16 protein-coding genes are annotated in these 20,224 nt (G+C 61.0%); 7 read left to right on the top strand and 9 right to left on the bottom strand.

Annotation, left to right across the window (positions count from 1 at the left end):
* Position 1: 1 nt before the first annotated feature.
* Positions 2–451 carry a GNAT family N-acetyltransferase gene (locus F568_RS0112265; protein WP_026300514.1) on the bottom strand — a complete coding sequence of 150 codons (450 nt, stop codon included), beginning with the start codon at positions 449–451 and terminating at the stop codon, positions 2–4.
* 91 nt (positions 452–542) lie between these two features.
* On the opposite strand from F568_RS0112265, the gene pdxR reads away from it, so the two are divergent.
* Positions 543–2,021, top strand: coding sequence for a MocR-like pyridoxine biosynthesis transcription factor PdxR (pdxR, locus tag F568_RS0112270; protein WP_019019029.1), 1,479 nt, complete (start codon positions 543–545; stop codon positions 2,019–2,021).
* An 8-nt stretch (positions 2,022–2,029) separates the two neighbouring features.
* Here the strand turns inward: pdxR and F568_RS0112275 are convergent, their stop codons facing one another.
* The 5 genes from F568_RS0112275 to F568_RS26085 all read right to left on the bottom strand — a co-directional run bounded on the left by F568_RS0112275 (position 2,030) and on the right by F568_RS26085 (position 7,901).
* Positions 2,030–3,049, bottom strand: a complete 1,020-nt coding sequence (locus F568_RS0112275) for an Ldh family oxidoreductase (RefSeq protein ID WP_019019030.1) — start codon at positions 3,047–3,049, stop codon at positions 2,030–2,032.
* Between the two features lie 184 nt (positions 3,050–3,233).
* Entirely contained in the window at positions 3,234–4,673 is a 1,440-nt protein-coding gene (locus tag F568_RS0112280; RefSeq protein WP_019019031.1) for an APC family permease, read from the bottom strand.
* 207 nt (positions 4,674–4,880) lie between these two features.
* The gene (gene csiR, locus F568_RS0112285; RefSeq protein ID WP_019019032.1) at positions 4,881–5,567 is read right to left on the bottom strand and encodes a DNA-binding transcriptional regulator CsiR; all 687 of its coding nucleotides are present in this window, start codon (positions 5,565–5,567) and stop codon (positions 4,881–4,883) included.
* Positions 5,568–5,672: 105 nt separating this feature from the next.
* On the bottom strand, positions 5,673–6,065 hold the full coding sequence (locus F568_RS0112290) for an MAPEG family protein (protein ID WP_019019033.1): 393 nt from the start codon (positions 6,063–6,065) through the stop codon (positions 5,673–5,675).
* Between the two features lie 75 nt (positions 6,066–6,140).
* A complete protein-coding gene (locus F568_RS26085) occupies positions 6,141–7,901 on the bottom strand; it encodes a methyl-accepting chemotaxis protein (RefSeq protein ID WP_019019034.1) in 1,761 nt (586 codons plus the stop codon).
* A 267-nt stretch (positions 7,902–8,168) separates the two neighbouring features.
* Here F568_RS26085 and F568_RS0112300 point away from each other — a divergent pair, with 267 nt between their 5' ends.
* Positions 8,169–9,788: a Na+/H+ antiporter gene (locus F568_RS0112300; RefSeq protein WP_019019035.1), complete on the top strand. Its 1,620-nt coding sequence runs from the start codon at positions 8,169–8,171 to the stop codon at positions 9,786–9,788.
* Between the two features lie 139 nt (positions 9,789–9,927).
* Positions 9,928–10,698 (top strand): TSUP family transporter, encoded by a 771-nt coding sequence (locus F568_RS0112305; RefSeq protein ID WP_019019036.1) that lies wholly within the window; start codon positions 9,928–9,930, stop codon positions 10,696–10,698.
* A gap of 155 nt (positions 10,699–10,853) precedes the next feature.
* Here the strand turns inward: F568_RS0112305 and F568_RS0112310 are convergent, their stop codons facing one another.
* Entirely contained in the window at positions 10,854–12,509 is a 1,656-nt protein-coding gene (locus F568_RS0112310; protein WP_019019037.1) for a methyl-accepting chemotaxis protein, read from the bottom strand.
* A gap of 58 nt (positions 12,510–12,567) precedes the next feature.
* Complete coding sequence (locus tag F568_RS22860) at positions 12,568–13,410, bottom strand: HAD-IIB family hydrolase (protein ID WP_019019038.1); 843 nt, start codon at positions 13,408–13,410, stop codon at positions 12,568–12,570.
* A gap of 257 nt (positions 13,411–13,667) precedes the next feature.
* On the opposite strand from F568_RS22860, the gene treF reads away from it, so the two are divergent.
* From treF to cysK, 4 genes are all read left to right on the top strand, one after another.
* A complete protein-coding gene (treF, locus tag F568_RS0112320; protein ID WP_019019039.1) occupies positions 13,668–15,251 on the top strand; it encodes an alpha,alpha-trehalase TreF in 1,584 nt (527 codons plus the stop codon).
* A gap of 76 nt (positions 15,252–15,327) precedes the next feature.
* On the top strand, positions 15,328–16,860 hold the full coding sequence (zwf, locus tag F568_RS0112325) for a glucose-6-phosphate dehydrogenase (RefSeq protein WP_019019040.1): 1,533 nt from the start codon (positions 15,328–15,330) through the stop codon (positions 16,858–16,860).
* Between the two features lie 123 nt (positions 16,861–16,983).
* Positions 16,984–18,099 carry an ion channel gene (locus F568_RS0112330; RefSeq protein WP_019019041.1) on the top strand — a complete coding sequence of 372 codons (1,116 nt, stop codon included), beginning with the start codon at positions 16,984–16,986 and terminating at the stop codon, positions 18,097–18,099.
* A 123-nt stretch (positions 18,100–18,222) separates the two neighbouring features.
* Positions 18,223–19,179 carry a cysteine synthase A gene (gene cysK / locus F568_RS0112335; protein ID WP_019019042.1) on the top strand — a complete coding sequence of 319 codons (957 nt, stop codon included), beginning with the start codon at positions 18,223–18,225 and terminating at the stop codon, positions 19,177–19,179.
* A gap of 97 nt (positions 19,180–19,276) precedes the next feature.
* Here cysK and F568_RS0112340 read toward each other — a convergent pair whose 3' ends face one another.
* On the bottom strand, positions 19,277–20,191 hold the full coding sequence (locus F568_RS0112340; protein WP_019019043.1) for an MBL fold metallo-hydrolase: 915 nt from the start codon (positions 20,189–20,191) through the stop codon (positions 19,277–19,279).
* Between the last annotated feature and the right edge of the window lie 33 nt (positions 20,192–20,224).

Here is a 20,224-nt window from a genome sequence, read left to right on the forward strand (position 1 = left end):
GTCAGTCGATATCAAGGATGTAGCCATAGAAGGCGTCGTTGCGCTGCCAGCCCAGCGATTCGTAGAGCCGTTGGGCAGCGCCATTGCCGGTCTGGGTGCTCAGGCTCAGGCGTGGCACGCCATGGTCCCTAGCCAGTTCGGCAGCGGCCTGCATCAAGGCTCGGCCAATACCTTGGCCACGTGCTTTGGGGTCGACGAACAGATCGTTGAGTATCCAGCGTGGAGCGAGGCTGACGGTCGATAGCACCGGGTAGAGCTGGACGAAGCCCATAAGCTGGTTCGCGTCGTCCTCGTAGACCAGCAGGTGCGAATCGCTGAGCCCCAGGCGCTGAACGAGAAAGGCACGAGCGGCGTGGGTATCCCCGGGTTGGGCATAGAATTGCCGATAGCCATCGAGCAGAAGGCTCAAGGCATCGAGATCGGCAGTGCTCGCAGGACGAAGGCAGGCCATGAGAATCCCCAAAAAAGCGATGACAGGATCCCAGTCTGGCGACATAGTGGTTCCCCTGTAAGAACCAGTTAAAGCCAATTGAGGGGAGCCAGTGAGCGCAACACGGGCACGCAGCGAATGGATCGTCGAGGCACTGGCCATGCGTCTCGAGGCATCCGAGACCCAGCCACGGGCGCAGTGTCTGTACGAGGCCCTGCGCGGTTGGATTCAGCACGGCGAACTGGCCTCGGGAAGTGCTCTTCCTTCATCGCGCCGGCTGGCCCAGTCGCTGGCACTGGGACGCAATACGGTGTTGGCCGCAATGGATCGACTGGTGGCGGAGGGCTTCGTCGTCGCGCGGCAGGGGGCCGGGCTGTTCGTCGCTGCGTTGCCCTCGCCGCCACAGACGCTGAGCGACACGCCCTTGTCGCCCGCGGCGGTGCGGTTATCCCGGCGCGGCCAACGGCTGCTCGATTTCTGCGCTACGCTGAGCACCGGACATCGGGCCTTCGCTCCCGGCGTGCCGGCGCTGGACCGGTTTCCCCGCGAGCGCTGGCAGCGCCTGCTGCGCCGGCATCAGCACCGGGCCGACACGCGCTGGTTCGACTACTCGTCCTTGGGCGGCGTGCCGGCGCTCCGTGAGGCGCTTTGCGATTATCTGCGCCTGTCCCGCTCGGTGAACTGTCGTCCCGAGCAGATCCTGATCACCCAGGGGGCGCAGCAGGGCTTCGAGCTGATCGCCCGGCTACTGGCCGACCCTGGTGAGTCGGCCTGGATCGAGGAGCCCGGTTATGGCGGCGCCCAGGCGTGTTTTATTGCGGCGGGCCTGAATGTCGTACCCGTTGCGGTGGACGACGATGGCCTACAACCCGAGGCGGTCCCGCCAGGATCGCCGTCGCCGCGGCTGATCTACGTCACCCCGTCGCACCAGTACCCCAGCGGCGTGACCATGCCCCAGGCACGACGCCTCGCGCTGTTGGCCGCCGCCGAGCGCCATGGCGCCTGGGTCGTCGAGGACGATTACGACAGCGAGTTCCGCTATACCACGGCGCCGGTGGCTTCGCTGCAGGGCCTGGCACCGCATACGCCGGTGATCTATGTCGGAACCTTCAGCAAGGTACTCTATCCGGGGCTTCGGCTCGGTTACCTGGTTTTGCCCGAGGCGCTGATCGACGACTTCCGGCGGGCCAATGCTCGCCTGCATCGCGAAGGGCAGTACGTCGTCCAGTCGGCCCTCGCCGAATTCATCACCGAGGGCCACTTCGCCCGCCATGTGGCACGTATGCGTACCTGCTACCGGCAGCGCCAGGCGGCCCTGCGCGAAGCGCTGGCATCGGCCCTGGCGCAAGGGCTTGAGCTGTCGCGAGGCCAGGCCGGGATGCATCTTGTGGCCCGGCTGGACTCGCACGATGAGGAGCGCCGCCTGGTCGAGGCCGCGCGAACCCAGGGCATCACACTTTCGCCGTTATCGCGCTATTACCTGCAGGGCCCCGGCGAGCCCGGCCTGGTACTGGGCTATGCCGGTGCCGACGAGGCCGAGATTGCCCGGGCTGGCGGTTGGCTGAGCCGGGCGTGGTTGGAGAAAATCTGAAGATCTGCTCAGCCCGGCGTGGCCAGTGCCTTGAGTTCGTCATATAGAGCCTGGGGGATGGTCACGCCATGGACTCGGCTCCTTTCTCGGGCTTCGAAGCGTCGTTGCGACGGAAGCCGCGCCCCCTGGCTGAGGATACCGTCGAATAGCGCCTCGGCATGCTGCTGATGTCTTTCCTTGTCGCTACCCAAGAACGCCTCCAGCGAGAAGGCAATGATCAGCTCTCCGTGGAAAGGCTTTCCCTCACCATCCGGCGTGGCTGCCTGGGTTTCGTGACCGAGCAGATCGCCAATCAACGGGCCGGCCAGTAACTCGATCATGGTCGATAGCGCCGACCCCTTGTAGCCACCGAAAGGCAGCAGGGCACCATCGAGTGCCGCTTGCGGGTCGGTCGTCGGGTTGCCTTCACGGTCGATGGCCCAGCCCTGCGGAAGGGATTTGCCGGCGCGCTTGTGGAGTTCGATTTCTCCCCGTGCCACCACACTGGTGGCAAAGTCGAACGTATAGGGCGTCTTGCCCGGCCGCGGCCAGGAAAAGGCAAAGGGATTGGTGCCGAACAACGGGGATTTTCCACCGGCTGGCGCCACATAGGCATGGCTGGGGGTCATCGCGATGCCTGCCAGGCCCTGTTCCGACAGGGCTTCGACTTCCTGCCAGAGCGCCGAAAAATGAAAGCTGTTATTGATGCCGAGCACGGCAATGCCGTTACGATTGGCCTTTTCCACGAGCAGCGGCAAGCCCATCTCGAAGGCCAGCAATGATGACCCTTGCTTTGCGTCGACCCTTACGACACCTGGCGCCTGGTCGATGATTTCGGGCTCGGCGCCTGGGTCAATGCCCCGGTATTGCGCCGTCTGTGCACAGCCAATCAGCCGATACAGACCGTGAGAGTGACATTCATCGCGCTGGGCGGCCACGACGCTGCGGGTGATCGCTGCCGCATGGGACGGGTTGAAGCCGTTGTTGGTAAGTACTTGGCGGCTCAATGTCTCGGCGTCTGCCAGGGAGAGAGTGACTTCCTCGGCCATGGGGTGTTGGTCTCCTGTATGCGGGGCTATCCCTGAATGGCGGTTTTTGTCATACATAGCATTTTTGAGTTTACGACCATAGCCTGCCTGTTGGCCAACGACTGATAACGGGCAGGCGTATCGGTACCAAACCAAAAACCCCGGCACATGGCCGGGGTTGTTAAGCACGAAAAGGGGAGGAAGATCAGGGCATATTGTCGGCCGGCGAGTGGCCAGCCAGTTCACGCCGCATGGCTTTCGCGGTGTAATCCACCCCGTAGCGAGCGCGTGACCAGGCATACATGGCCAACCCCAGAATCATCCAGCCACCGAACACCGCCCATTCCACCGGCAACAGGGCAGACGGGCTACCCGGCATGTACAGGAACACCATGCCCAGCGACAAGGCTACGGCAAGGCCACCGACGAGTTTGCCGTAACCGACCTTGAACGGACGCTCCATATCGGGCTCGCGCTTGCGCAGAACCAGGAACGACAGCGCCACGAACAGGTAGGCGATGACGATGCCCAGACCACCGGCATCTACCAGCCAGACCAGTGCCGGGCGACCAAAGAAGGGCGCCAGGCTCGAGATGATCCCGATCATCAGGACTGCATTGACCGGCGTCTTGTGGCGAGGGTGCAGCTTGGCCAGGAAGGCGGGCAGCATGCCGGCCTCGGCCAGCGCATAGATGGCCCGTGAGCCGCCGATGTAGAACGCGTTCCAGCTTGTGATGATCCCGGCGATACCGGCCAGCACCATCAGCTTGCCGGCCCACGGTGCACCGAATACGGCCTGCATGGCATCCGGCACGGCCAGCGAGCTGGCCGACAGTGCCTGCGGGTCGAGCATCAGGGAAGTGCCGAGAATGATCAGCGCATACCAGAATACGGCAAGGATTACCGAGAACATCAGCACGCGGCCAATCTCGCGGAACGGCAGGTTGATCTCTTCGGCGGCCTGCGGAATGACATCGAAGCCGACGAACATGAAGGGGACCATGATCATGACCATCATGATGCCGCCGACCACGCCATTATCGACATTGAACAGCGGGTCCATGGTAGTCGTCTCGCCGGTGAACAGCGCCCCGGTAATGAACATGATGCCGACCACCAGGATCAGCACCGTCACTAGCTTCTGGACCAGCGCGGCGGTGCGGATACCGAGATAGTTGATACCCATCATCATCAGCGAGCCGAGCACGCCGACCGCCACCCAGGTGGCTTCCACGTCCCAGCCGGCCACGGTCCACAGGTAACCGACGGAATACCCGGGGAAGAGGTGATCGACCACCGTAGGCAGCGCCACGGCCTCGAAGGAGACCACGCTGATATAGCCCAGCACGATGGTCCAGGTACAGATGAACGAGGCAAAGTGTCCCAGGGCCCGATAGCTGTAGACATGCTCGCCACCGACCTGCGGCATGGCGGAGGCCAGCTCGGCGTAGGTCAGGCCGACCAGAATGATGGCCACGCCACCAATCAGAAATGCAGTAATCGCCCCCAGGCTACCGGCCGACTGGATCCAGCTTCCGGTCATGACGATCCAGCCCCAGCCGATCATGGCTCCGAACGCCAGGGCGAGAACATCCTTGCGTGCCAGCACACGCGCCAACTGGCTCGTCGAATGCGAATTGGCCATTTGATTTTCCTGTTATGGTGGGATTGTTAGGGTGTTAAGTAATTGTTTTATATAACTAACGAGCGGCCAATATAATTTACTGAGGTGCGGGGAACAAGCGCCACGACGAGGCGGAGCGCAATATGTGAAGGCGGCTTCAGGTATAGCTCGCCGGCGCGGTGCCGAGAGATGTCACCAGGAGAGGATCGAGGAGTTTCACGTTGCAGTTCAGGCCAGGCCGCGCGAACGCATGACATCGATGATGATCGGAACCGGCGTCATGAGATGATCGCGCATCAAGGGCACGGCACGCGAGACATCGCGTGACAGGATGGCATCGGCCAGGGCGTCATGTTCGCCGCGCTTCTGCTCGATCGCCGCGCTGGAAAAGACGGTCTCGCAGAGCCACAGGTGACGGTAACGCTCGGCCTGGTCGAATAGCGACTCGCGCACCTGCAGCAGATGGTGCGTCCCACAACCGGCGGCAATGGCGGCATGGAACGCCTTGTGGCGCTGGTCCCACACAGCCAGTACCTCATCCGGCCCGCTGACGTCGACGACCTTGTTCAGCGTGTGTGCCCGGGCCAGGATTTCGGCCTCCCAGGCGTCGTCGCCACGTTCGATCGCCAAGTGCACGACCAAGCCTTCGAGTTGCGCGCGGGCATCGTAGATATCCTTCAGTTCCTCGACCGACATCGGCGCGACGCGATAGCCGCGCTGGCTTTCGGCCGTCACCAATCGCTCGGCCACCAGTTGCGAAAGCGCTTCTCGCAGTGGGCCCGTACCCAGCCCGTAACGTTCCTTCAGCCCGCTCATCAGTAGCTTGGTGCCGGGCAGGTGAGTGCCGCGGATAATGTCGCGCTTGAGCCAGGCGTAGGCGCTCATTCCCAGGTTCTGGCGGGGAGGGGTGTGCATGTCGGTATCCAAAACGAAGACATGCCCATCATACCTAAAGGGGCCCGAGCGAACGAAATCGTCAGCGTGTGCAATACGCCCCGCAGGGCAGGGCGTAGCAGGAAGCTAGAAAAGGATCGCCAGCAGCACCAGGCAAAGCCCGAACAGGGCGACCATCCACACCAGCGAACGGATCCACGGGATGCCCAGTGCATACAGCGGGATGTAGGCGGCACGGGCCAGGAAGTAGAGCCAGGCGCCCCATAGCGTCAGCGCCCCGGTCTGGCCGCCGACATGGGCGATCAGGATAGCGCCGATGAACAGCGGCAAGGTCTCGAACAGGTTGTGCTGGGCCCGGAACAGCCGTGCGGTGATCTTGCCCATCGGCGGGCCGGGTCCATCGCGCGGTCCGGCATTGTAGTCGATGCCGGCTTCCCGGTTGCGCCACATCGCGGGCAGCAGGATCTGGACGATGGCCAGGACCAGTGTCCAGCCGAGTAACGTCAGTTCGGTGGGCATAAGATAAAGGCTCCTGTGATGGGAGCCTTTACCGTAGTCGGTCTTTTCGCACGCAGGTGCATGCATCAGCCGTGATTAGAACGCTTCCCAGTCATCGCCATCGCTGGGAACCGGCGATCTGGTTTTCTCGATGCGCGTCGGTGCCGGCCGCGCTGCTGGTTGCGAGGGCAACGCATGCGATGCGGCTGCCGACGATCTTCCGTCATCACCGAGTACGAACGCGTTGATCAGTTGGCTCAGGCGCTGGGCGTGCTCGCGCATGGCGCCGGCGGCGGCTGACGTCTGCTGAACCATGACCGCGTTCTGCTGGGTCATGGTGTCCATTTCCGTCACTGCCACGTTGACCTGCCCGATACCACTGCTCTGCTCTCGGGCGCCGGCGCTGATCTCGCCGATTACATCGGTGACGCGGGCAACGCTGGAGACGATCTCGTGCATGGTCTCGCCCGCGCTGCGCACCAGCTCGGTGCCCGAGCGGGTATGCGAGACGGAGGTATCGATCAGCTCGCGAATCTCCCGCGAGGCCTCGCTGGATCGGCTGGCCAACGTGCGCACTTCCTGGGCGACCACGGCGAAGCCACGACCGTGCTCACCGGCTCGGGCCGCTTCTACCGAGGCGTTGAGCGCCAGGATATTGGTTTGAAAGGCGATCGAGTCGATCATGGTGATGATCTCGCCGATCTTGGCCGCCGAGGCGTTGATGTCGTTCATGGTGCGTTCGACCTGGCTCATCGAGGCCTCGCCGCGGCGTGCCACGTCGGCCGTGGCCTGGGCCAGCTGATTGGCCTGCTGGGCCGACTCGGCACTATGCGCGACAGTGGAAGTGATTTCCTCCATCGAGGCCGAGGTTTCCTGCAGGCTGGCGGCGGCCTGGTCGGTTCGTGCCGCCAATTCCTCGCTGCCGCGGGCAATCTCGCCCGAGGCGCGGGAGACATGTACGGTGCTGGCACGCACTTCACGCAGGGTCTCCTGCATGCGCTCCACGAAGGCATTGAACTGGGCCGCCAGCTCACCGACCTCGTCGCGGCTTTCCACTGCAAGGCGGCGGGTCAGGTCGCCCTTGCCTTGGGCAATATCCTGCATGGCGCTGGCGGTACGACGAATGGGCTGGATGGTGCGCCGGGTCAGCCAGAAAGCGACGAGGGCCACACCGATGAACAGTACGGCGCCGATAAGGATGGTGATGGTCATGACGCTGCGCAGTTCTGCAGCTTTGGTGGCTTCGACGGTGGCCATGGCCTCGTCGATTTCAGTCATGTAAGTACCGGCACCCAGCATCCAGCCCCACGTGTCGATGCCGGTAGCATAGGAATACTTGGTTTCGACCTCGCCGCTGGCCGGATGCGGCCAGGCGTACTGGTAATGACCGCCGCCCTGCTTGGCGAGGGTGATCATGTCGCGGATCAGCAGGTTGCCGTGCTTGTCCTTTGTCTCGATGGCGTTCTTGCCGATGCTTTCCGGCTTCACTGGCTGTACCAGCGTGGTGCCCTGATAGTCGTAGACGAAGACATAGTTGCTGCCGTCGAATCGCAGGCCACTGAGAATTTCCTTGGCGCGAGCCTGGGCTTCGGTGTCGTTGGGGCCGGCCTCGGCGACGATAGGTTCGATAGCCGACTTGGCGGTCTCGATCACGTTCTGTACGGCGGCCTGGCGCGACTCGATCAGCATGGTGCGTTGTTCGGCCAGGGCGGAGCGCGACGCCTGGACGAGGTCATAGGCGACCACCCCGATCAGGGCGATGGTTACCAGCAGTAACGGGGCCAGCACCAGCAGCAGGACCTTGCCCTGCAGACTGAGTGAACCACCGCGGCGTGTCTTGTGTCTTGTTTTGGCCATCAAGCGGATCTCCTGCGTAGAGAAGTGAATGCTTCTTATCGTTGTACTATCGGCCCGCTCTGGCGTGACTGGATGCAACTTTGGTTTTAATTCATCGTTCCGTCACATCACTGAAACGCTCCACCTGTAGGTCGCCAGCTGTTGACGTGTGTTCGAGCGGCCACAAGCCTCGCCACAGCGCTTCGGAAAGATTACAGAGACCCGGGTCGCCGCCGATAGCTACTGGTAACAAGATTCTTTCGCCACCTATCCGGTCCTGCCACCATCATGGACATACTCAACCTCGTCTTCCTGCTGACCCTGGCCGTTGGCGCTAGCCGTATCGTCGCCAACATCATCCCGCTCCCTCTTCCCATCCTGCAGATCATTATCGGCAGCCTGCTTGCCCTGCCGCCGTTCGGCATGGAGGTCGAGCTCGACCCCGAGATCTTCATGATGCTGTTCATCCCGCCGCTGCTGTTCTACGACGGCTGGAAGATTCCCAAGAAGGAGTTCACCGAGCACGGCGGGCAGATCGCTGCCATGTCGCTGCTGCTGGTGCTGGTCACGGTGGTGGGGGTGGGCTATTTCATCCACTGGCTAATTCCGTCGATCCCGCTGGCTGCCAGCTTCGCGCTGGCCGCGATCCTGTCACCCACCGATGCGCTGTCGGTAATCGCCATCGCCCAAGGTCGTCTGCCACGCCACATGTCTCACCAGTTGGAAGGCGAGGCGATGATGAATGACGCCACGGGCCTGGTCTCATTCAAGATCGCCATCGCCGCCGTCATGACCGGCAGCTTCTCCCTGCTCTCGGTCTCCGGCGAGTTTCTGCTCGTAGCGCTGGGTGGGCTACTGATCGGCGGTGGGCTGAGCTGGACGGTTGGCAAGATCAAACAGTGGATGACCGCACGCAACCTCTACGATCCGGCGACCTATGTGGTTACCATCTTGCTGTTGCCGTTCGCGGCGTTCTTCCTTGCCGAGCATGCCGGCATGTCGGGCATCCTCTCGGCAGTGGCCGCCGGTATGGTACAGAGTCGCGTCGACATGTTGCCGGTGAAGACCAGTACCCGAATTCTCAGCCGCAGCATTTGGGAAATGCTCGATTTCAGCTTCAATGGCGTGGTGTTCCTGCTTCTCGGGTTGCAGTTCCCCGGCATCATCGGGCGCGTCTGGGAGGCCTCCGCCACCCAGAGCTACGAGATGAGCACGCTGGTGTTCTACGCCGTGGTAATCATGGCGTTGCTGCTGGCGATCCGCTTTGTCTTCATCTATGCCTACCACTGGATCGAGACCCGCCTGCTCAAGCTGCGCGGCAAGGGGGGCGAAAGCCAGCCATTGCTGCTGATCACGACACTGAGCTCGGTAGCTGGCGTGCGCGGTGCGATTACCCTGGCTGGTGTACTGTCGGTGCCGCTGCTCGTCGATGGGATGCCGTTTCCCGGTCGCGATCTGATGATCTTCCTGTCCGCTGCGGTGATCGTTCTCTCACTGATCCTCGGTGCGCTGGGCATCCCGTACTTCATGAAGTTCCTGTCGCTCAACGATCTGGAGGAGCACGAACGCGAGTTGCTCAAGGCGCGCCAGGCCGCTACCCAGGCAGCCGTCACGTGGCTGGAAGAGTGGATGAGCCGCCATGGTGACGACGACGCCGAAATGAAGGGGGCGGTCACTGCCCGAATCATCGAGTCCTACCGCCAGGAGTTGCAGGCGATGGCGCTGGAACGGGACAACCAGGCCGACCACGCCCGCAAGCGCTATGCGCTGGAGACCGACCTGCGGCTGCAAGCCATCCAGGTCCAGCGCAAGGAGCTCTACCGGTTGCGCAAGCGCCGCCATATTGACGAGCAGATGCTGCAGACGCTGATTCGCGAGCTGGACTACGACGAAGCGGCGTTGCAGTGAGCATTTGATTGCGATGTTTTTGAGCTACGCCGCATGGCGTGGCCTTTCATTATTACAGCGCAAACCATTAGCGTGAAGCTGGATGCGTTATTCTTGAGCGTTCCCGTCATTCGAGCAATCAGGAGGCGCAGCCTGACCCATGGCCGATCTATTTTGGTATCAGTACGCTCTCATCGGGTTGATCTTTGCCTGGAGCGGGTTCGTTCGAACCAGTCTGGGGTTCGGCGGGGCAGTCCTTGCGTTGCCGTTCCTGCTGCTGGTGCTGAACAAGCCGCTGGTTTTCCTGCCGCTGATTGCCGTTCATCTATTGATCTTTTCCAGCTGGATTGCCTGGCGCGGACATCGACAATCCCTGGCTGCCGGTGGCGAAGCGCCGGGGCAGGGCAATATCGATTGGCGTTATCTGGCCAGGGCGCTGAAGATCATGATCATCCCCAAGCTGGTCGGTGTGGTGGGGCTGCTCAGTCTGCCATCCGAGCTGATGACCAAGATTATCTTCGGAATCGTTATCGTCTATGCCTTGGGGTACGCACTGAACAAGCCGTTCAGGAGCAAGAGCAGGTACGTGGATTATGTCCTGCTGATTCTGGGCGGTTACGTCAGCGGCACGTCACTGATCGGAGCACCGCTGATCGTGGCAGTGTTCGCCAACCACGTTGCCAAGCATCAACTGCGCGATACCCTGTTCGTGCTGTGGTTCATCCTGGTGGTGATCAAAATGGTGTCGTTCGTCATCGCCGGGATCGACCTGCAGCTGATTCATCACCTCTGGCTGCTGCCATGTGCCTTCGTCGGCCATCTGCTTGGCGAACGCGTACATCGTTACATAGTTACTGCCGACTCGCAGGTGTTCTTCCGTGTACTGGGTGTGGTGCTGATTGTGATCAGCGTCGTCGGGTTGTTGTCGTAGCAACTCTGGGCCGAGAAGATTGCCTGTTGGCCGAGCCTGTCAGGGCAGATGCAGGCTGGCACGCACCGCCAATAGAGCGGTCGGGTACATGACGCGAGCAACAGTAAAACGCCCCGCATAGGCGGGGCGTTGTTCAAGGCGATGGCAGCAAGATGTCAGAACGCCGCCCATTCCTCGGTAAGCGCTTTCTTGGCAGGACTGGCCGACTCGTGACGAGTCGTGCCAGGCAAGCTCGGTAGCGCGGCGCGGTCTGCTTCGGCTTCGTCGATCTTGAAGGTGGCGATAAGCGCCGCCAACTGTTGCGCCTGTTCTTCCAGTGAGGCAGCAGCGGCACTGGCTTGTTCCACCAGCGAGGCATTCTGCTGTGTTACTGAATCCATCTGAGTGATGGCAACGTTGATCTGCTCGATGCCGCCGTTCTGCTCCCGTGTTGCCGTGGCAACTTCCGAGATCAGCAGTGATACCTGACGAATGGCATCGACAGTCTCATTCATGGTCTTTCCGCTTCGTTCCGCTTGATCGGCGCCGGCCGTGATCTGCATGGTCGTTTCCTCGATCATGGCGCGGATTTCCTTGGCGGATGCGGCACTGCGACTGGCCAGTGACCGAACCTCGTTGGCCACTACCGCAAACCCGCGCCCCTGCTCGCCGGCACGGGCCGCTTCGACCGAGGCATTCAGGGCAAGAATATTGGTCTGGAACGCGATGGAATCGATCACGCCAATGATGGCATTGACCTTTTTTGAGCTGTCGGCAATGTTGCGCATGAGTTGCGCAGTCTGCTCTACGTTCTGCCCGCCAGCCTCGGCAGATTTGGAAGCACTGGCCGACAATCGATCAGCGGTGACAGCCGATTCGGTGTTCTGGCGGACGGTAGAAGCCATTTCCTCCATGCTGGAGGCCGTTTCCTGCAGGGCGCTGGCCTGCTCCTCCGTGCGTGATGAAAGATCCTGACTGCCCTGTGACATTTCTCTCGCGCCCACCGAGACGCTCTCACCGGCATGGCGCAAGGAGATGACAAGCTGGGTGAGGGAGCGGCTCATGGTGGCCATTGCGGTGAGCAGCTCGCTGATCTCATCTTTTCCGGAGACATCGATCTTCTGGCGCAAGTCGCCATCGGCAACCTGTTGGGCTGCCTGAAGCGCGCGCCGTAGCGGAAGAACGATGCTCTTCGTAATGACGTATGCCAGGGTCAGCGAAAACACCAGAGCCAAGGCCGCGAAGCCCAGCAGGCCTGACAAGGCATAGTGATAATTCGCATCGATGATCTCGCTGGCCTTGTCGGTCTGGGCCAAGGCGAGAGTCTCGATGGCGTTGGCCTTCTCTTCCAGGCGATAGATGGAATCCTTATAAATGCTCAGCGCCTTGTTGGCCTGTGCAGCGTCGGTGAATTGTCCGCCCTGAACGCCTTCCACGACTGACTGGTAGCCCGTGGCATATTCCTTCAGGGCATCTTCCGCCTCGGCATAGAGATTTTTAAGCTCCTCAGTGCCAGCCACCGCTTTTCCGGCCTGTAGAGCATGGGCGAGTTCTTCACGGGTTCGGTGCCACTTCTCCAGATAGGAGCTGACCTTCTCGGCATTGCCAATGTTGATGAAGCTGTCCTTCTCGTACCGCCGCTCTTCCAGCGCAAGCCGCTGTATGTCTGACGCATTGAGTGCCAACTTCACGTCGGTGTTGAGCATGCCAAGGGCCGTATCCCTGACTGCGCTCAGTCCCAGCCACCCTGCACTAAAGGTGCCCAGCAACAGTAAGGTAATGATTCCAAAGGCAGCACCAAGCCGCGTGCCTATTCTGAAGCGAGACAGCATGATGCATCTCCCATAACCAGTGTGTTTTCGTGCGTAACTGGATATCGGCTGGATTCAATTAGGCTGAAGTATTGTTTTCCGGGCTTGGTCCCAGGCAGTTGCGTGCAGCAAGCAATCGCTCTGCCATTTCCTCGAAGCCGGCACCGTGACTGGCCTGGCAGATCCACCTGGGGTGGGATTGCATTGTGGAAAGATGCTGAGAAATGTTGGCCACCCCCATACTGAGTGGAAAGCGTGCAAACAGCGATTCGTCATTGGGGGCGTCGCCAATGAACAGTACGCGGCGTTCCTGCTCGCGTGCCGAAAAACCGAAGTCCTCTTCAAGCAGGCTGACAGCCATGCTGGCCTTGTCGTGATCGCCGAACCAGGCGTTGACATGGATCGAGCTGGCACGGGCCCGAGCGCCACCGTTGCGCATGTAGCCGATCAAGCGGTCAATGTCAGCACTACCCAGAGGGCCGACGTCCTGGCTATGGTCAATGGCAACATCGGCCAGCCGGTAGGGTTGGTCGGCGGCCAGGCGTGCGGCCGGGACCGCCGAGATCGCTGTCTCGGCGAGTTGCAGCAGGCGCCGCTGTTCTTCACGCAAATGTTCACGGGGCCTCACGAAGCGCTGATCCAGGCTGCCATCGCTCCGCTTGATGAACCGGAAGGCGCCGCTTTCACCGATGACAGCCGCCACGGGCCAGGCACGGACGATATGATCGCACCAGCCAGCACAGCCACCCGTCACCGGGACGAGGCGAATGCCTGCTGCTGCCAGACGCTCCATGGCGTTGAGCGTGCTGGCACAGAGCTTGCCATGCCTGGTCAGGGTGTCGTCAACATCGGTCAGTACGACGTCAACGTCGCGAAGGGTATTGCTGTCGATAGTGGAAAATGGCGGCATGGTGCCCGACATAGCGCCCCCTGGGGTAATGGGTAAGGTCAGGCTCCCTATCTCTGGGAGGCTGGGCTGGCAGTCGTTGATATTACCCATGGTTTATTTACGAAAGGCAACGTGCGCAGGAAAGCCTATTGGCCTTTCTACACTTGGGTAGGCTGCCTTACGTGCTACGCTGCCAGCGAAGTGGCTATCCTGAATAGCAGCTGATTGATGGGGTTCGAACTCTGCCGGATGCCGCCGGCCATACAAGGCAGAAACGTGCAGGAGGCAGCATGGACGATTCTCAGGCCCAGGCGGCACAGGTTGCACCCGCCGACTCATTGACCCCTGCAGACCGTTACGCAGAGCTATTCGTCGATGTGCAGTGCGGCCGGGTTTTCGATGACAGTAAGACCTTCGTCGATTGCATCCCTCGCCAGGAACCTGATGCTATCCTGTCGGCCTACCGGGCACGCAAGGATGACCCGCGCTTCGACCTGACGGCTTTTGTCCTCGATCACTTCACGCCGGAATGCGAGCCGGTCAGCAACTATGTCTCGCCTCCCCAGCAAGGGCTGATCACGCATATTGATGGCCTGTGGGATGTGCTCACGCGCCGTCCGCAACAGCACCCACGTTACTCATCGCTGCTCCCGCTGCCGTATGCCTATGTCGTGCCTGGCGGACGCTTTCGAGAGCTTTATTACTGGGACTCGTATTTCACGATGCTCGGTCTTGCCGAGAGCGGCCGTCCGCACCTCATGCGTACCATGGCGCGCAATTTCGCTTACCTGATCGACACCTACGGGCACGTGCCCAACGGTAACCGCACTTACTATCTCAGCCGCTCCCAACCCCCCGTGTTCGCACTGATGGTCGACCTGTTCACACGCTACGGGGTGATCACACGTGCGCGCAGTTATTTGCCGCAGCTACGCAAGGAGCACGCCTACTGGATGTCAGGCGCGGAAACGCTACAGCGCGGCGAGGCACACCGCTGCTGCGTCCGACTGAATGACGGCACATTACTCAACCGCTATTGGGATGAGCGGGACACGCCACGCGAGGAGGCTTACCTCGAGGATATCTTGACGGGACAGCAATCGACCCGCCCGGCCCGGGAGGTTTATCGAGATCTACGCGCGGGTGCAGCCTCGGGGTGGGATTTCAGCTCTCGCTGGCTCGACGATCCGCATCAGCTGGCAAGCATTCGCACCACGGCTTTGCTTCCGGTCGATCTCAACAGCTTCATGCTCAAGCTGGAAACCCAGATTGCGAGTCTCAGTGCCATGAGCGGGGATATCGAAACTGCCAAAGCGTTCCAGCGCAAGGCAGAAGAGCGCAGCCAGGCAATCAGGCGTCTATTCTGGAACGAACGCGTGGGTGCTTTTTTCGATTTCGATTGGCAGCGCGATCGGCTGTGCACGATGCTGAATGCGGCGACCGTCACACCACTCTACGTAGGCCTCGCTGACCGGGAGCAGGCACAGCGCGTTGCCCAGGCGGTTCGTCAGCGGCTACTCAGCGCGGGTGGCATCGCCACTACCGAGATTGGCACCGAACAGCAGTGGGACCACCCGAATGGCTGGGCCCCCTTGCAGTGGATGGCGATACGCGGGTTCAAGCGTTATGGCGAAACGTCGCTGGCGCAGGATATCTCGGATCGCTGGCTGACGATGGTCGGCAGGCTCTTCGAGCGTAAGAGCAAGCTCATCGAAAAGTATGTACTCACCCCGCTGCAGGCGGGGGCTGCTGGCGGTGGCGGGGGGGAATATCCGCTGCAGGATGGTTTCGGCTGGACTAACGGCGTGACACGCAAGCTGCTTCGCGACAACCCCCAGCATCCCTCGAACCAAAGCCGATCCGCGAGCCCGTAGACACGCCCAGGCAGACGCCGTTCCCTAGCCAATGGGACGGTTACGCTATCCAAGCCCTTCAGTAAGGAAAGACATCATGGCTCAATCCCAGTCTCCACAGACATCTACGGCACCGCCAGCCACGCTGTTCCTGTTCGGCGCCAGTGGCGATCTGGTCAAGCGCTTATTGATTCCTTCTCTCTTTTCGCTCTCACGCATGGGGCTGCTCGATCCCGCACTGCGTATCGTGGGCATCGATATCGTACCCGGCAGTGACGACAGTTTCCGCCAGAATCTCGCTGATTTTCTTGCTAACCAGGCGGATGACTCCGATGCGGAAGCGGGCGGGATCGATCTCGAGCAGTGGCCGGACTTCGCCCAGCGTCTGCACTATATCGAAGGCGACTTCACGCAAGCTGCGACCTATCGGGCGATTGATGAGACGATACAGGCGAGTACGACAGCCAACGCGCTGTTCTATCTTGCCACCGCGCCGCGTTTCTTTGCCGATATTGCCGAGCAGCTCGGGACCGCTGGGCTACTGCGCGAGAGCGATACGCAGTTTCGACGCGTCGTGGTGGAAAAGCCGTTTGGGCATGACCTCGCCTCGGCGCAGGCCCTCAACGCCCGGCTGCTGTCCGCCATGTCGGAAAGCCAGCTCTACCGTATCGATCACTTTCTTGGCAAGGAAACGGTTCAGAACATACTGGTCGCCCGTTTTGCCAACGTCCTGTTCGAACCGCTCTGGAACAACCATTACATCGACCATGTTCAGATTACCGCTGCCGAAACCGTCGGTGTCGAACAGCGCGGCAGTTTCTACGAAAAGAACGGTGCGCTACGGGACATGGTTCCCAACCACCTGTTCCAGCTACTGGCGATGGTCGCGATAGAGCCTCCCGCTGCCTTTACCGCCGATGCCCTGCGTAGCGAGAAATCCAAGCTTCTGGGTGCCATTCGTCCCTGGTCGAAGGAAGAGGCCCGGCACAACTCAGTACGCGGCCAGTATCAGGCAGGGCGCTACAAGGATAAGCCGGTCCCGGGATACCGCGACGAACCGGATGTCGACGCTGCCAGTACTACCGAGACCTATGTCGCGTTGAAGCTGATGATCGATAACTGGCGTTGGATGGGTGTCCCTTTCTATCTGCGCACTGGCAAGCGGATGTCAGCCCGGGATACGGAAATCGCCATCTGTTTCAAGCCGGCGCCCTATGCGCCGTTCCGTGATACCGAGGTGGATCACCTCAAGTCCAATTACCTGATCATCCAGATTCAGCCGGATGAAGGGATCTGGCTGGACTTCGAGGCTAAACGCCCTGGGCTCATGCGAGAGATGGAGACCATCCAGTTAGGCTTCGCCTACAAGGACTTTTTCGATCTTCCCTCATCGACAGGCTACGAAACGCTGCTCTATGACTGCCTGATCGGCGACCAGATGCTCTTTCAGCGTGCCGATACCATCGAGAACGGTTGGCGGGCGGTGCAGCCGTTTCTGGATGCCTGGCAAGAAGGTAGCCGCGTCGATGGTTACGAGGCCGGCCAGGATGGCCCAGCCAGTGCCGACGCGCTGATTGAGCGGGGTGGCTGCCAATGGCACACGCTGGGAGCATCCCGGAAGCCACGCTGATACCCGCGGGGTGGCATGCCCTTGATTGGCTAACCCACAGGCGGTGGGGTAGCATCGGGGCAACTTCGCCGTTCTGGCTTGCCCATCCCATGGAGTCTCAGCACCTTACCGGGTGCGCTCATCATGCTATTTCTTCGTGTACTGCGCCGACGCCAGACCTGCAATCAGCTCTCCCAGCAGCTCGACATTAACATGCGCTCGCGTCTGCGCCGCGCGTTCTACTGGTTAATGACACTCACCGGCTTGCATACCATCGCGATGGTGGCCTTCGAAGGCTTGGGTTGGGGAGATGCACTCTGGCTGACGCTCACCACCATGACTACGGTGGGCTACGGCGATTTTTCGGCTGCGACGCCTTTGGGCCGCACTGCAACCGTCGTGTTGCTCTATGTCGCGGGCATCACATTGCTGGCACAGCTGGCCAGTGACTACATCGATTACCGCCTCAAACGTAAGGAATCCATGATCAAGGGCCGCTGGAGGTGGAAGATGCAAGACCATGTACTGATCATAAACAGCCCCAACAATAACGCGGCTGTCTATTTCGAGCGGCTAGTGGCGCAACTGAGGACGACCGAGCAGCTTGGGGACGTGCCTGTGCAGATTCTCACCGATGCGTTTCCCGATGGGCTGCCGGAGAGCCTGCGCGAGATGGGCGTCGTGCATCACCATGGTGAGCCTGCCGACCCCCAGGCGCTGGAGGCCGTCACGCCTGCACAGGCCCGGGCGATCATTATCCTGGCTCGCGATGAATACAGCCGGGTGTCCGACAGCATCACGCTGGATGTGCTGATGCAGCTGCAGGGCAGCTGTGGCGATGCCCAGCCTTACACGGTGGCGGAGTGCGTCCATGAGGGAAATCGTCGCCGTACCGAACTGGCTGGGGCAAGTACGACCCTGCGCCCCATCCGCGCCTATCCCGAAATGCTCGTTCGTTCTCTGGTAGCGCCAGGCGCGGAGAAAATCCTGGAGAACCTGTTCACCCACCATGACGATCACGCCATGCGCTATCCGGTGCAGTTGGAAAATGCCGTATGGGCCGACGTGACCTGCCGGCTCATGGCAGCAGGCATGGGCACGCTCATGGCTTACGTCGCTGAGGATGGAGACATTATCTGTCATCCCGCTCATGATCACAGGTTCAGCGCCAAAGCGTTGATCCTGATGGTGCGGGAGGAATTCGTGCCGTCCACCGAGGACATCGAGCGCTGTATTCGCCAGGATGAGGCGAAAACGTGACGTCCGGCTAATGTCGGTTGCAGAGAGGGCGTGAGTCGGCGAAACACTGAGGCTGACAGGCGAAGGCAGCAACGCTATCGTCCCCTTACCACGATTATTAAAAAACATATGGCAGGAGGCTGCATGGCACGCATCTACGATGACAATTCTCTCTCTATCGGCAACACACCCTTGGTGCGCTTGGGCCGGTTGGGCTACGGCAATGTTCTGGTCAAGACCGAAGGGCGCAATCCCGCCTACTCGGTGAAGTGCCGCATCGGCGCGAGCATGGTCTGGGAGGCCGAGCGGCAGGGCCTGCTCGGTGCCGGTAAGGAAATCATCGAGCCCACCAGTGGCAACACCGGCATTGCGCTGGCGTTCGTCGGCGCATCGCGCGGCTACCCGGTGACGCTGACCATGCCCGAGAGCATGAGCCTCGAACGGCGCAAGATCCTCAAGGCGCTGGGGGCCAACCTGGTGCTGACCGAGGCCGCCAAGGGCATGAAAGGTGCGATTGCCAAGGCTGAAGAGATCCGTGACAGCGACCCTGAACGCTACGTGATGCTGCAGCAATTCGATAACCCGGCGAACCCGGCCATTCATGAAAGCACCACGGGGCCGGAAATCTGGAACGACACTGACGGCAACGTCGACGTGTTCGTGGCTGGTGTCGGTACTGGCGGTACCATCACCGGGGTGAGCCGATACCTCAAGCACACCCAGGGTAAATCGGTTGTCAGCGTGGCGGTGGAGCCCACCGATTCGCCGGTGATCCGCCAGACAATGACCGGCGAGGAGCCGACGCCGAGCCCGCACAAGATCCAGGGCATCGGTGCCGGCTTCGTGCCGAAGAATCTCGACCTGAGTCTTGTCGATCGTGTCGAACAGGTCGACAACGACGCGGCCATTGCCATGGCGCACCGTCTCATGCGGGAAGAGGGCATCCTGGCTGGTATCTCCGGAGGGGCCGCCGTAGCTGCCGCACTGCGTGTGGCCGACGAGCCCGAGATGAAGGATAAAACCATCGTGGTCATCCTGCCCGACTCCGGCGAGCGCTACCTGTCCAGCGCCCTGTTCGCCGGCATGTTTGACGCCCCGTAACCCGGCCCGCCTGAGCCTGCCGAGTTACCGCCCGCCTTGGTGGATGGCGGGCGGTAGCAGAAACTGAGACGCTGACGGTCGCTATCTGAAGCCCGCGCTACTCGTAGACGTCCAGATCATCGGCCAGCTGAACCTCACCAGCGTAGTCGCGCTGGATCTCCTCCACTACCGTCTCGATGGGCGCACCGTAATGCAGTACGTGGGTGAGCACCAACAGGTCCGGCTGGGCCCGGTTGGCGAGCTCGGCCAGTTCATCCGTCAGCGTATGAGCGTACTGATGGTAGTCCTGCCACTGCTTCGGAAGATCCTTCCAGCCGGTGCGGCTGATGACTTCGTGGATCAGAATGTCGGCGCCTGCTGCCTGTTTCTCCACTTCCTTGTTGATCGAGGTGTCACCGGAAATTACCACGGTCTTGTCAGGGGTAGTGATCCTGTATCCATAGGCCAGGTCCCAGTCACCGTGGGAAACGGGGAATGCCTCCACCTGGATATCGTCCGTCTCATAGACTGTGCCGGGCTGGGAAATTTCGGTCACTTCAGCATAGGCGGTATCGGGGTTGGTGATAGGACTCTTGTCCTTCAGGCGGGTCTCGGTATCCGCCGCCAGCATGGTGTATATGCCTTCACTCATTCCCTGCGTTCCCTTGGGGCCAATGACCTGCAGTGGATTTTCGCGTCGCCACCAATAGGTGCCTAGCAGCTCCGGGTAGTCCAGCACGTGATCGCTATGTAGGTGGGTCAGAAACAAATGCTCAATATTAGTAGGGTATAGCGAATCGATGCCGAGCCTCTCGGCCGCTTGTGTAGCGCGCTCGACGACACCGGCACCCAGGTCGAAGAGATAAGCTTCACCGTCATGAATGACTGCAACACCGGCGCCAGCACGTTCACCGTTGGGCACCGGAGTGCCCGTACCGAGCATGACAACCTGGGTGTCTGCCAAGGTGGGATGGGCGAAGGCCATCAATAGGGTAGAGAGAGGTAGCGCAAGGAAGGAGTAGCGTTTTGTCATTGGGTAGGTATCTCGTTTTGCGAACAAGCGTGC

The sequence above is a fragment of the Modicisalibacter luteus DSM 23508 genome (assembly GCF_000378505.1).
Classification (GTDB): Bacteria; Pseudomonadota; Gammaproteobacteria; order Pseudomonadales; family Halomonadaceae; genus Modicisalibacter; species Modicisalibacter luteus.

What these genes read in the sequence shown, in the direction of transcription:
- F568_RS22860 (WP_019019038.1), bottom strand. Translation starts at nt 13,410, where the DNA reads ATGTCGGGCACCATGCCGCCATTTTCCACTATCGACAGCAATACCCTT.
- F568_RS0112265 (WP_026300514.1), bottom strand. Translation starts at nt 451, where the DNA reads ATGGCCTGCCTTCGTCCTGCGAGCACTGCCGATCTCGATGCCTTGAGC.
- F568_RS0112305 (WP_019019036.1), top strand. Translation starts at nt 9,928, where the DNA reads ATGGCCGATCTATTTTGGTATCAGTACGCTCTCATCGGGTTGATCTTT.
- F568_RS26085 (WP_019019034.1), bottom strand. Translation starts at nt 7,901, where the DNA reads ATGGCCAAAACAAGACACAAGACACGCCGCGGTGGTTCACTCAGTCTG.
- csiR (WP_019019032.1), bottom strand. Translation starts at nt 5,567, where the DNA reads ATGCACACCCCTCCCCGCCAGAACCTGGGAATGAGCGCCTACGCCTGG.
- F568_RS0112275 (WP_019019030.1), bottom strand. Translation starts at nt 3,049, where the DNA reads ATGGCCGAGGAAGTCACTCTCTCCCTGGCAGACGCCGAGACATTGAGC.
- zwf (WP_019019040.1), top strand. Translation starts at nt 15,328, where the DNA reads ATGGCTCAATCCCAGTCTCCACAGACATCTACGGCACCGCCAGCCACG.
- cysK (WP_019019042.1), top strand. Translation starts at nt 18,223, where the DNA reads ATGGCACGCATCTACGATGACAATTCTCTCTCTATCGGCAACACACCC.
- F568_RS0112300 (WP_019019035.1), top strand. Translation starts at nt 8,169, where the DNA reads ATGGACATACTCAACCTCGTCTTCCTGCTGACCCTGGCCGTTGGCGCT.
- F568_RS0112290 (WP_019019033.1), bottom strand. Translation starts at nt 6,065, where the DNA reads ATGCCCACCGAACTGACGTTACTCGGCTGGACACTGGTCCTGGCCATC.
- F568_RS0112340 (WP_019019043.1), bottom strand. Translation starts at nt 20,191, where the DNA reads ATGACAAAACGCTACTCCTTCCTTGCGCTACCTCTCTCTACCCTATTG.
- treF (WP_019019039.1), top strand. Translation starts at nt 13,668, where the DNA reads ATGGACGATTCTCAGGCCCAGGCGGCACAGGTTGCACCCGCCGACTCA.
- F568_RS0112310 (WP_019019037.1), bottom strand. Translation starts at nt 12,509, where the DNA reads ATGCTGTCTCGCTTCAGAATAGGCACGCGGCTTGGTGCTGCCTTTGGA.
- F568_RS0112330 (WP_019019041.1), top strand. Translation starts at nt 16,984, where the DNA reads ATGCTATTTCTTCGTGTACTGCGCCGACGCCAGACCTGCAATCAGCTC.
- F568_RS0112280 (WP_019019031.1), bottom strand. Translation starts at nt 4,673, where the DNA reads ATGGCCAATTCGCATTCGACGAGCCAGTTGGCGCGTGTGCTGGCACGC.